Source organism: Streptomyces sp. NPDC004610 (genome assembly GCF_040609715.1).
Classification (GTDB): domain Bacteria; phylum Actinomycetota; class Actinomycetes; order Streptomycetales; family Streptomycetaceae; genus Streptomyces.
In genome coordinates this window covers 79,290-91,069 of sequence record NZ_JBEXLA010000016.1, presented here as the reverse complement: position 1 = coordinate 91,069, position 11,780 = coordinate 79,290, and the positions used below count along the sequence as shown (strand labels likewise).

General features: G+C 73.4%; 10 protein-coding genes. 3 read left to right on the top strand and 7 right to left on the bottom strand.

Annotated features, from left to right (window positions below):
- Positions 1-53 precede the first annotated feature (53 nt).
- The 6 genes from ABZX40_RS19640 to ABZX40_RS19615 form a co-directional block, all read right to left on the bottom strand.
- Positions 54-1,424: a cytochrome P450 gene (locus ABZX40_RS19640; RefSeq protein ID WP_355739523.1), complete on the bottom strand. Its 1,371-nt coding sequence runs from the start codon at positions 1,422-1,424 to the stop codon at positions 54-56.
- Positions 1,421-2,497: a nucleoside triphosphate pyrophosphohydrolase gene (locus ABZX40_RS19635; RefSeq protein WP_355739526.1), complete on the bottom strand. Its 1,077-nt coding sequence runs from the start codon at positions 2,495-2,497 to the stop codon at positions 1,421-1,423. Before ABZX40_RS19635 ends, ABZX40_RS19640 begins: the two co-directional genes overlap by 4 nt.
- A 131-nt stretch (positions 2,498-2,628) precedes the next feature.
- On the bottom strand, positions 2,629-3,276 hold the full coding sequence (locus ABZX40_RS19630; protein ID WP_355739528.1) for a SurA N-terminal domain-containing protein: 648 nt from the start codon (positions 3,274-3,276) through the stop codon (positions 2,629-2,631).
- Between the two features lie 206 nt (positions 3,277-3,482).
- Complete coding sequence (locus ABZX40_RS19625) at positions 3,483-4,970, bottom strand: protein kinase (protein WP_355739718.1); 1,488 nt, start codon at positions 4,968-4,970, stop codon at positions 3,483-3,485.
- Between the two features lie 38 nt (positions 4,971-5,008).
- Positions 5,009-5,695: a hypothetical protein gene (locus tag ABZX40_RS19620; RefSeq protein ID WP_355739531.1), complete on the bottom strand. Its 687-nt coding sequence runs from the start codon at positions 5,693-5,695 to the stop codon at positions 5,009-5,011.
- Between the two features lie 300 nt (positions 5,696-5,995).
- Positions 5,996-8,335 (bottom strand): N-6 DNA methylase, encoded by a 2,340-nt coding sequence (locus ABZX40_RS19615; RefSeq protein ID WP_356162596.1) that lies wholly within the window; start codon positions 8,333-8,335, stop codon positions 5,996-5,998.
- Positions 8,336-8,553: 218 nt separating this feature from the next.
- On the opposite strand from ABZX40_RS19615, the gene ABZX40_RS19610 reads away from it, so the two are divergent.
- Complete coding sequence (locus ABZX40_RS19610; RefSeq protein ID WP_355739536.1) at positions 8,554-9,249, top strand: hypothetical protein; 696 nt, start codon at positions 8,554-8,556, stop codon at positions 9,247-9,249.
- 257 nt (positions 9,250-9,506) lie between these two features.
- Entirely contained in the window at positions 9,507-10,355 is an 849-nt protein-coding gene (locus tag ABZX40_RS19605; RefSeq protein ID WP_355739539.1) for a hypothetical protein, read from the top strand.
- 52 nt (positions 10,356-10,407) lie between these two features.
- Here the strand turns inward: ABZX40_RS19605 and ABZX40_RS19600 are convergent, their stop codons facing one another.
- Positions 10,408-11,133 carry an HNH endonuclease family protein gene (locus ABZX40_RS19600; protein WP_355739721.1) on the bottom strand — a complete coding sequence of 242 codons (726 nt, stop codon included), beginning with the start codon at positions 11,131-11,133 and terminating at the stop codon, positions 10,408-10,410.
- Positions 11,134-11,283: 150 nt separating this feature from the next.
- On the opposite strand from ABZX40_RS19600, the gene ABZX40_RS19595 reads away from it, so the two are divergent.
- Positions 11,284-11,466 (top strand): antitoxin, encoded by a 183-nt coding sequence (locus ABZX40_RS19595; protein ID WP_355739542.1) that lies wholly within the window; start codon positions 11,284-11,286, stop codon positions 11,464-11,466.
- Positions 11,467-11,780: the final 314 nt, after the last annotated feature.

The window sequence follows — 11,780 nt, the reverse complement described above, 5'->3', positions numbered from 1 at the left end:
TCGGTGCTTGCATCGGAGCATGGCGCCTGCGGCCGGTCGGCTCCGGCGGTCCGTCAGAACTCCACCGGCAGGGTCCGCAGGCCCCGCATGATGAGGCCGCCGCGCCAGCGCAGTTCGGCCGGGTCGACCGCTAGGCGGAGGTCGGGCAGGCGGGTGAACAGCGTCGCCAGCGCCGTCTGCCCCTCCAGCCGGGCCAGCGGGGCGCCCAGGCAGTAGTGGATGCCGTGCCCGTACCCGAGGTGCTGGTTGTCCCGGCGGCCCAGGTCGAGGGTGTCCGGGTCGGCGAACCGCGCCGGGTCCCGGTCCGCCGCCGCCAGCACCACGAGCACCGGATCGCCCGCCGCGATGCGCTCCCCGCCGAGGCTCAGCGGCTCGGTGGCGAACCGCCAGGTGGCCAGCTCGACCGGCCCGTCGTACCGCAGCAGCTCCTCGACGCCGGTTTCGAGGAGCCCGGTGTCCCCTTCCGCCAGGGCGCGCTGGAACCGGGCGCGCTGATCGTCATGGGTGAGCAGGGCGTAGGTGCCGTTGCCGATGAGATTCACGGTGGTCTCGAACCCGGCGAACAGCAGGATGAAGGCCATCGCCGCCGCCTCGTTCTCCGTGAGGTGCTCGCCGTGGTCCGAGGCGCGGATCAGGCCGGAGATGAGGTCCTCGCCGGGGGCGGGGGTGTCGGGGAGCGCCGCGCGCTTGCGGTGGATCAGCTCGGCGAGGTAGCCGCGCATCTTCTTCACCGAGCGCGCGACCCCGCCCCGGGGGCCTCCGCCGTGCCGGATCATCATCCCGGCCCAGTCCCGGAAGTCGTCCTGGTCCTCGCGCGGGACGCCGAGCAGGTCGCAGATCGCGTAGATGGGCAGCGGGAAGGCGAAGTCATGGATCAGATCCGCGGTTCCCTTCTCCGCGAAGCGGTCGATCAGGTCGTCGGTCAGCTCACGCACCCGGGGTGCGAACTCGGCCACCCGGCGCGGGGTGAACGCCTTGGACACCAGGCGGCGCAGCCGGGTGTGGTCGGGTGGGTCGATGTTGAGCAGATGGGTCATCAGCTCGGCCTTGCGCTCACCGGGGATACCGGTTTTGCCCTTGGCGTGCGCGGGTTCGTCGTGATGCGCGGGGTTCTTCGACAGCCGTGGGTCGGCCAGCGCCTGGCGGGCGTCGCCGTACCGCGTGACCAGCCAGGCGCTCACCCCGCTCGGCAGCTCGGTGCGGTGCACGGGGGCGTGCTCCCGCAGCCAGGCGTAGGCGGGGTAGGGGTCGGTGGCGAAGGACCAGGAGAAGAGGGGTGGGGTGGGTCCGCCGGGGTGGGGGTGCTCGTTGGGGTGGGGGTGCTCTTTGGGGTGGGGGTGCTCGTTGAGCTGGTCGGACTGGTCGGGCTGGTCGGGCTGGTTGGACCGGCCGGGTTGCTCGGGCTGGGCGGGCTGGTCGGTCACTGTTCGACCGTATCCCGGTCCTCGTGGCCGTCCTGGTCCTCCGGGACGGCCCCGTCCGCCCCGCTCTCCTTCTGTCTGATCGCGTCCCGGTAGGTCCGTGCCGCTGCTCTGAGGGCCGACTCCGGGTCCACGCCCTGTGCCTCCGCGCGGGCGGCGAGGGTCAGCAGTTCGTAGCCGATGCCGTCGCCCTGGGGCAGGGGGACGTCCAGCCCGGCCGTGCGGGCGCGGGAGACCAGCTTCGCCGCCAGGGCCAGGCCCGGCTGGTGGACCGGGATGCCCTCCGTCACCGAGGTCCGCCGCTTCTCCTGGGCCTTGGTGCGCAGCCAGTGCTCCTTGACCTCCTCGGGGGTCGTCGCGGTGGCGTCGCCGAAGACATGGGGGTGGCGGTGGATGAGCTTGGCGACGATGCCGGCGGCCACGTCGTCGATGGAGAAGGGGGCGTCGGAGCCGTGCCCGTCCTCGTCGTCGTCCGGCTCCTCCGGGGCTCCCTCCTCGGCGATCCGGGCGTGGAAGACCACCTGGAGCAGGACGTCGCCGAGTTCCTCGCGCAGTTCGTCGCGGTCGCCGGCCTCGATCGCCTCGACCAGTTCGTACGCCTCCTCCAGGCCGTACTTGGCCAGCCCCTCATGGGTCTGCCGCGAGGACCAGGGGCACTCCCGGCGGATCCGGTCCATCACCTGCACCAGATCGAGCAGCCGGGCGCCCGGGAGGTCGTAGGAGGCGGGGAGCAGCTCCAGCTCGGGCATCCGTATCCGGCCGGACCCGGCGAGCCGGGCCAGCCCGTCCGTGAGCGCGGGCTCGCCCTCGCCGGTGGCGACCACCACCACCGCGCGGCCCCCGGCGCAGGCGGCGGTCAGCTCCTCGGCGGTGGGGGCGGTCTCCTCGACGGCGATGCCCGCGTCCCTCAGATACGGGAGCTGTGGGTGCGCCCCGTCCGCGCAGAGCACCGCGTCCGCGGCGTGCAGCGCCTGCCAGGCGGGCCAGGACAGCAGGCCGGGGGCCACCCGGTGGCTGGTGGTGAGCAGGACGATACGGCCGGGGTCGGGGATGCCTTCGGGGCTGATTGCGTTCACGATCCGAACGTAACGCACCCCGCGGACGGGACCGGAAAGTTGTCCACAGCCGCGGGGCGATCTTCGGATTATCGGTATGGAGAGAAGGGTGGGAGGGGGTCTCCCGGAGGGAGGTGCGCGGTGGTGGGGGGTCAGGCCGGCTGCTGTTCGGCCGCCGCCGTGACCTCCCGTACCCAGGGGGTCTGGGCGTCGACCCGGCCGACCTTCTCGGCGTCCCAGGCTCCGTAGCGCGGGTTGAGGTCGACGCCGAGTTCCTTGGACGCGTCGGACAGGGCCGCCCAGAAGGCGGGCTGGCTGGTGTCCGTGCCGAGCTTGGTGGCGAGCTTCTGGGCCTCGATCTGGACTCGGAGGTTGGCGTCGAGCCGCTCGGGGGCGACCCCGTACTGCTGGAGCCAGGCGTCTTCCAGCGCCCGCGCGCCGCCCGCCTGTGCCTCCAGCTCGCCACGGAACGCCTGGACCTCCTTGCGGCTGACGGTGACGCCCGCGTCCCGGGCGGCACGATTCAGCACCTGGTCGAGGACCATGCCGTGCAGGGTGTCCCGGGTGAGGGTGCCGGTCTGGGAGATGGCCTCGGCGTACTGCGCCTCGTCGGTCACCGCCGCCCGCTGGGCCTCGCGGACCTCGTCCACCCGGTTCTCCAGCTGGGACACGGTGATCCGCTGATCGCCCACGACGGCCGCCGCACCCGGGTGCGCGTCGCTTCCGCACGCGGTCAGGAGCGGGGCCGCGGCGGCGATCACGGCGGACAGGGCGAGCACGGTGCGACGACGGCGGTGCAAGGGAACCTCCCGAGGAGATTGTGCGGCGGTGCACAAAGTCTTGCGGTGATCGATGGTAGGCAGCGGGCAAGCTCTGGCCAACCCATTCGACCAACGATTCACCAGGACTTCGGGCACCGGCACGCGTCCCGGCCACGCCGGACCGGGGCGCACCGGCCGTTCGGCAGGGTTCCGGACCCGGGCGCCCGGCCCCTTCGGGACGGTCCCTAGCCCCGTACCTGGCCCAGCCACTGCAAGGTGCGCCGCACCTCCAGGGCCAGGGGGTGGGCCGGGCCGCCCATGCGCTCCACGTCGTGCAGCAGGCGGATCAGGGTCTCGTGGGCGGCTGCCCGGTCGCCCAGGGCGAGCAGAAGATGGCCGATACGGCGCCGGACCTCGTGCGCGAGGCCGGGGTCGCCGGAGACGTACTGGTTCTCGTAGTACGGCAGCAGTGCCCGGTACGCGGCGAGGGCCGCCGCCGGTTCGCCGAGCTGTTCCAGGCACTGGGCGGCGTCGTAGCGGAACCGGAGGGCCTGGGGGTCGGCGTGGCCGGCCTCGGTGGCGCGCTCGTCGGCGAGGCGGCGCAGCTCGGGCAGCGCGCGCCGGTACTGGCCGTCGTCCATGAGCGTGGCCGCGTACTGCTTGCGCAGGCTGCGGACGACCGGGGAGTGCTCGCCGTGCTGCTCGGCGGCGGCGGGCAGGATCGAACCGAGGATGTCGACGGCCTGGGTGATCCGGCCCTCGCCGAGCAGCCGCTTGACCTCGTCGACGGCCTTGGCGACATCCGGCTTCTCGTCGGGCGCGGGGCTCACGGGGGCGGGCTGGGGCGCCGGGGTGCGGGCGCGGTCCGGCCAGGGGGCGTGCGGGCGCAGGAAGGGGCGGGTGGGGTCGAGCGGGGCCCCGGTGGGCGTCCCGCGCGCGGGGAGCAGCAGCGCGAGATCCTCGTAGACGTCCTGGGCGGAGCCCGGCCGGTGCTGCGGGTCCTTCGAGAGCAGCCGCAGGACGAGGGTCTCCAGCGCCTCGGGGACCTCGGGGCGGATCCGGCGCACCGGCAGGGGCGGCTCGTAGAGGTGCCGGTGCAGCACCCCGAGGGCGGTGGAGCCCGCGAACGGCACATCGCCGCTGAGCAGTTCGTGCATCAGCACCCCGAGCGCGTACAGGTCGGTGTACGGGCCGACCGCGCCGCCCATGGCCTGTTCGGGGGCCATGTAGGCGGGGGAGCCTATGGGGGACCCGGTGTGGGTGAGGCGGGTGGTGTCGGTGTCCATGACGGACGCCACGCCGAGGTCCAGGACCGTCACCGTGCCGTCCTGCTTGACCATCACATTGCGGGGCTTGAGGTCCCGGTGGACGATCGGCACCGCGTGCACGGCACTCAGTACGGCGCACAACTGCGCGGCGACCGCGACGGCCCACTGCCACGGGTACGGGTCGTGCTCGGCGAGGTGGTCGGAGAGGTCGGCGCCGTCCACGTACTGCATGACGAGGAACAGCTCCTCGCCCTCGCTGCCCGCGTCATGGACCGTGACCAGGCCCGGGTGGTCGACCTGGGCGGTGACCCGGCACTCGCGCACGAAGCGGCGGCGCAGTTCGTCCGCCTCCTGTCCGGCGACCTTGTCCGGGCGCAGCAGCTTCACCGCGACCCGCCGGTCCAGGCGGCGGTCGTAGGCCGTCCAGACCTGGCCCATGCCGCCCTGCCCGATCAGCGTGGCCAGTTCGTAGCGACTGGCGACGACGCGTCCGGCCGCCACGGTCACCTGCCGCCCTCGGGACGGCCGCCGTCCTGGTTGCGCAGATAGTCACTCAGCTCGTCCAGCTCCGCGCGGACCTGGTCGATGCGCGCGGGCGGCTGCTGGGGCGGCTGCGAGGGCGCGGCGGGCGCCCCTGGGCCGGGCATCCGGGGCGGGACGGGGGGCGGGGTGTGCGGGCCGCTCGGGGGCACGGGCGGGCGCGGGCCGCCGCCGCGCGGGACGGGCGTGTGCGGGCCCGGGACGGGCGGCAGCTGGGAGACCGTGGTGGCGGTGTAGGGCGGCTGGGGCTGCGGGTAGCCGTACGCGGGGGCCGGGCCGGTGCCGGGCGGGGGCGCGTACGGGAAGCGCAGTTGGTGGTAGTGGCGGGTCTCGGCGGCCAGGTAGTACGCCATGGCGGCGACCAGGGTGCCCAGCAGCAGGCCCATGCCCGTCCAGCCGCCGACCGTGTTGATCTCCTCGCCGGGCTCGGTGGAGATCAGCACCAGGGCGAGGATGTCGATGGCGACCACGGCCACGAACAGGCCCCAGTCCAGGCTCTTGCGCGTGACGATCGCCAGGCGCAGCAGCATCGTCCAGGCCAGCATGCCGATGCTGCACACCGAGATCACGACGAACAGCACACGCAGGAAGACCAGCACGCCTGTGGAGGGCGGCCGGTTCACCGGCTGCGTGTAGCCGTGGCCATGCATGGCTGCTCCTGAAACCTGAGACGGGCGTGCGCGGACCGGCCCCCTGCGCCGCCGGTCGTGCGATGGTCACTTCGAGCGTATAGGCCGACACGGACAACGTGTCCCGCGTTGTACCGAACCGTTGTCGACCTGATCATCGCAGGCGTCCCGGGCGTGACCGGGATACGTCACCGGGGTACCGGTGCTTCGGCTGTTACGACGTCGGGGAGCGGGGTGCGGTTGCCGGTCCGGTGGGTCGGGATCGGGAGGGGCCCGGGGGCCAGGGACAGGCCGGGAAGGGGCCGGGAAGCGCCCGGGGGCTCAGTCGGGGGCGACCGTGCCGTCGGTGAGGCCGTCGTACATGCCGCGCACGAGTTGTTCGCCGATCCGGTTCGCGCGCCGCAGGGCCCGCTCGAACTCGTCGAGGGCGCGGAAGCGGGCCCCGTAGCGCCGCTGTTCGTCGAGCGGGAGCCGGGGCAGTTGGAGGCGGCGCACATCGAGCCGGGTGGCGGTGGAGGCGTAGCTGCTGGCCTGGCGGTTGTTGGCGGTGCCGCGCAGGAAACCGGCCAGGAACCAGGGGTCGAGCGCGGCGGGGTCGGGGCGCAGCAGCACCAGGTTGCGGCCGAGGGCGGCGCCGCCGGTCGTGCCGTCGATCACCCGGGCCATGGCTCCGCCGCCGAGGACCGGCACGACGACATCGCCGGGTTCGGTGAGCACCGTCTCGTCCTCGCCCTCCGGGAGCACGCCGGTGGGGGCGGTGCCGGCCAGGACATCGTGGTCGGTGAGCACGGGCACGCGCGCGTGGGCCCGGTTTCCGTCGTCTCCCATGCCCCCGGTAACGGAGAAGTTCCCGGCGTGTCCCGCGCCCGGGGTGTTCGCGCCGGAGCGGGTCACCAGGGCGCCGCCCCGGGCGAGTTCGCCGATGGTGATGAGGGGCCAGCGCGTGGGGTGCGCGGGGGCGGGCGGCGGGGGTGTGAGGTCGCCGGTGAGGCGCAGGGTCTCGCCGAGGCGGTCGCGGACCGCGGTGAGCGCCTCGGCGCCGTCGGCCGCCGCGGGGGGCGGGAGATGGCGGGCGGGGGCGAGGTCGACATCGTCGTCGAGGAGTTCGATGACCGGCAGGGCGCGGGCCAGGCCCGGCCGCTCGGTGAGCGTGCCCGCACGGTCGAACGCGCCCCACGCCTCCTCCACCGTCTCCCTGACCGCCCGCCAGTCGGGCCCGCCGCGTCCCTCACCGGCGAACTGCCCGGTGTCCATGAGCAGCACCTCTGGCACGGCGGGCGCGTTCCCGGGGCGGCGCAGCACCCACAGGTGCAGGGGGATGCTGTGCGGCGGGGCCGCGCCGAGCGGCAGGGCGATCACGGCCCGCAGCGCGCCCCGCCGCAGCAGGTCGGCACGGATCCGGCGCCCGGAGCGGCGGGAGGCGGCGGCGGGCGGCATCAGCAGAACGGCGGTGCCGCCCTCCTTGAGCCGGGCCAGCGCGTGCTGCACCCAGGCCAGCTCGGACTCGGTGCGGGCCGGGAAGCCGTACTCCCAGCGCGGGTCGTAGGCCAGTTCGTCATGGCCCCAGTTGCGCTCGTTGAAGGGCGGATGGCACAGGACGGCGTCGGCGCGCAGCCCGGGATGGGCGTCCGCGCGCAGGGTGTCCCCGACGGCGGCGCGCACGGCGGCGCGGGAGTGCAGCGCGAGCCGGAGCGCGGTGAACGCGGCCAGTTCGGGCGCGCTGTCCTGGAGGTGGAACTCCTGCTCGGGCCGGGCGTCCACGGCCCTCGGCAGCGCGCCGGTGCCGCAGGCGGGGTCGAGCACGGTACGGGCGGGTCCCGCGAGCCGGGCCATGAGGTCGGCCAGGTCGGCGGGGGTGAGGGTGTATTGGCGCGGGTTGGCGTCGAGATGGCGGCCGAGCAGGAACTCGAAGGTCTGCCGCGCGCCCAGCTCGGCGGCGAGTTCGGCGGCGCCGCGCAGGAGGGGGACGGAGGGGAGGAGTTCGGGGCCGGTGGGGGTGGGGATTGCGGTGGGGGTGGGGGTGGGTGTGGGTGTGGGGGTGGGTGCCTGCGTGGGGGTGGGTGCGGCGGTTGGGGTGCGGGGGGGTGCGGGGGTGGGGGGGTGCGGGGGTGCGGGGGTGGGGGGGTGCGGGGGTGCGAGGGCGGGGGGGTGCGGGGCGTGAACGGCGTGGGTCGTGTGAACCGGCGGGGTGGTGTTCACAGCGGCGGGCGGGTTCACGGCGGAGAGGGCTGGTGCGGCGGACCCGGTCCTCCGGCGCCGCCCGGCGCTTCCGAAGCGCGCCACGAGCACCTGCTCCAGCTCGGCCGGCAGCAGCGCCGCGAGTCGCTCGTCGGACCCGGCGGACACGTCCAGCCACACCGTCGGACGGTCATGGATCAGCAGCAGTACGCACCCGGCGTGGACCAGCGCGGTCGCCGGGCCCTCCGGGTGTCCGGCGAGGTGCTGCCAGACGCGCTCCCGCAGCGGGACCTCGGCGAGTTTGCCCTGGCGGCGCAGCCATCCCTCGACCTCGGTGAGGGCGAAGGACGGGCTGGTCTCGGTGCCGCCGACGGGTTTGGGGAAGTCGGCGTGGCGGCGGCGCCAGTTGCTGACGGCGGCGCGTCCCACCCCGGCGAGCCGGGCGATCCCGGCGGCGGTCACCTCTGTCGCGTTGTCCTGCACTCGCCCCGCTCCCCTCATCCCGTGCGTGACCTTGAGCATACCGATGCAGGAACGATCCCCCGATTCACGGACGGTACGCAAGATCTCTGAGTTCACGGTCGTGTAAGGACTTGATTGCGTGAACCGTGTTGACTCGGTTCACAGTCAATGTTCTTATTGACCCAGCGAACGAGCGACTGCCCGACCGAGGCAGTCAACGCTTTGGGGAGGGAACAGTCATGGGCATGAAGAGCAAGGTCGCGCTGGGCGCCGTCGTGGGGATCGTGGTCATCGGGGCGGTCTCGATGAGCGGCGGCGGGGACGACTCCGGCAGCGACAAGAACTCTTCGGCGTCCTCGCAGGACGGGTCCGGCGGCGACCAGGGCTCCGGCGGCGAGGGGGAGGCCGCGCAGGAGAAGGAAGAGAAGAAGGAGCCGGCGATCGGCGGGGACGGGGACTACGAGGTCGGTTCCGACATCCAGCCCGGCACCTACCGGACCAGCGGGAACACCGACGCCATGTGCTACTGGGAGCGGGCCAAGGACGCCAAGGGCGAGGTCGAGTCGATTCTCGCGAACGACAATGTGACCGGCACCAGCTACGTCACCATCACGACGGCCGACAAGATCTTCAAGTCGAGCGGCTGCTCGGACTGGGAGACGGTCGACACGAAGGCCGAGGGCGGTACGCCGGCGACCGAGATGGCGGGCGACGGCGGCATGTTCCAGGTGGGCGTCGACATCGCCCCCGGCACCTACAAGTCCTCCGGCAACACGGACGACATGTGCTACTGGGAGCGCAGCAAGGACGCCGAGCACGCCCTTGAGTCGATCATCGCGAACAACAACGTCAATGGCTCCGCGGTCGTGACGATCTCCGAGTCGGACGGCTACTTCAAGACGTCCGGCTGCCAGGACTGGAAGAAGTCCGGCTGAGGCGGTCGCCTGGCTCCGGTCGGGTCCCGGTCGTGGCCCCCGTCCTGGCCCTTGTCTCGGTCCCGGTCGCGGGCCCGTGTCCCGAGCCCTGTGTGCCCGAGCCCTGTGTCCCGTGCGGGGCGTGACCCACGCACTCACGCCCCGCACCCCGGCCAGGCCCCGCACCTCACACCTCGCACCCCGGCCACACCCCGCGCTTCACACCCAGCCCCACACCCGCGCTCCACCCGCGCCCCCATCACCACCAGGGACCTCCCATGCGCCGTACGACACTCGCCGCCCTCTGTCTCACCGCCGCGACAGCCGTCACCGCCCTCGGAGTCACCGGGTACGGGGCGCAAGAGCGGGCCGGCAACGGCGGTGGCAGCAACAACGGCAACGGCAGCGCGACGCAACCCACCGCGCCGACCGGCCGGACACAGTCACCCACGCCCACAGACCCCTTCCCCGGACTGACCGGAGGTCAAATCGCCGAACGGGCCCTCAGCGCCACCACCGCCGCCGGGTCCCTCCGGATGCGGGGCGACCTCCCGGAGGGACCCGACGGTGACCCGCTCCGGCTCGATCTCGCCGTCGGCAAGAACGGCGACTGCGTCGGCACCCTCGGCTTCGACGGCGGGGGCACCGCCGATCTGATCAAGACCGGCGACTCCCTCTACCTCCGCTACGACGAGGCGTTCCTGCGCGCCCAGGGCGAGGAGGAAGGCGAGTCCCGGGCCGACACGGACGCGGCGGTCGCGCTGCTGGCCGACCGGTGGACCCGTACCTCCGCGGACGGGGCGGATGCGGCGGACATCCAGGCGTTCTGCGACCTGGACACGGTGTTGTCCGGCACCGGGGACGTGCACTCGGACGCCACCCGCGGGGCGACCACCACCGTCGACGGCACCCCCGCCATCGCCCTGCACGAGAAGGACGGGGTCGACACCTACACCCTCCATGTCGCCACCGAGGGCGAGCCATATCTGCTGCGTGTCGACGGTCCGGCGGCGTCGTCGTCCGGCTCCGGGGGCGTGGTCCTCACCGACCACGGCAGGCCCGTGGCGGCGGACGAGCCGTCCGGCGAGATCCTCGACCTGGACGCCCTCGACGCCCTGGACGGCTAGGACGACCGCTGCACCCACCCCGCCCTACGGCGACCGCCGGAGGCGCCCCGTGTCAGTCGGCCGTGAAGCGGGGCGGTGCCGCCGTCGGGTTGCCCCCGGTGGGGAGGGGTTCGTCGGGGCAGCCGGACAGGACCCGGGTCATCGCGTCGCGCTCGGCGGCGGTGACCCACAGCCCGTACTTCCGCTTGACCGCGACCTGACCGGCGACATACGTGCACCGGTACGCCTTGTCGGGGGGCAGCCAGGTCGCGGTGTCGCCGTCGCCCTTGGCGCGATTGGTGCCCGCGTCGACGGCGAGCAGATTGAGCGGGTCGTTGGCGAAGGCGATCCGCTTGCCGGGCTCCCACTGCTGGGCGCCCTTCTGCCAGGCGTCGGACAGGGCGACGAGATGGTCGATGTCGACCTCGCTGCGACCGCGTTCGAACTCGACGTCCCGGCCGGTGTAGGGGTCGGGGGCGAGGGTGCCGGAGGCCACCTCGCAGCGGCCGTCGGTGAACTCCACGTCCGTCAGATCCCGTTCGAGGATGTCGTCGCGGGTGCCGCACCGATTGGAGTCGGTGTCGGCCCACGGGGTGCCGAACCGGTCGCGGTCGTAGCCGGTCCTGGGCGCGCGGCCCTTGACCGTCAGTTCCCGGGCGGCGGCCAGCGCCGCGCCCCCGCCGCCCTCGGCTCCGCGGCTCGCTTCGGCTCCCCCGCCGCCGGTCGTCCCCTCCGTGCAGCCGGTCACGGCCAGCAGCAGTGCCGCCGCCGCGGACACGGCCCCGCCCCGCAGACGCATCACGGCCCGCCCCTCCCCTTGCCACGCCGGTCCCGCACGTGCCGAACACGGTAGCGGGCGGCCGGTTCCCACCCCACCGAACCAAGGCGCGCATACTCCGCAAGTCGGGCGTATGGTCGAAAGTGAGTCACCTGCGGAAGGAGTTGCCGGATGGGCATCTTCGACAGGTTCAAAGGCCACCATGGTCAGGACAAGGCCAAGGACATGTCCGACACGGCGGAACGGAAAGTGAACGAGAAGACGGGCAACAAGTACGAGAGCCAGGTCGACGACGCGCAGCAGAAGGCGGAAGGCGCGCTCGGCATGGACCGCGAAAGGCCCGATCAGCCGTAGAGGCCACCGGGGACCTCCCCACCAGGGGCTCCCCTGAGGGACCTCCCCAAGGGACTCGTCTCAGGGGCCTCCCCAAGGGTTCCCCTCAGGAACCCCAAGGAAAGGAACCCCGGCGGCTGCCTCGTCGTACCGCCCGGACCACCACCTGGGACGACGGTGTCCTCGGACGACGATGTCCTCGGACGATGATGTCCTCCGACCGAAGCCGTCCGCGGCACCTCACCTCCCGCGGACGGCTTCACCTTGCCCCGGGCCCTCCGGCCCCCTGCCACCCGGCCACCCGGCTTCCGGCGCCCGGCGCCCTGCCCCACGAC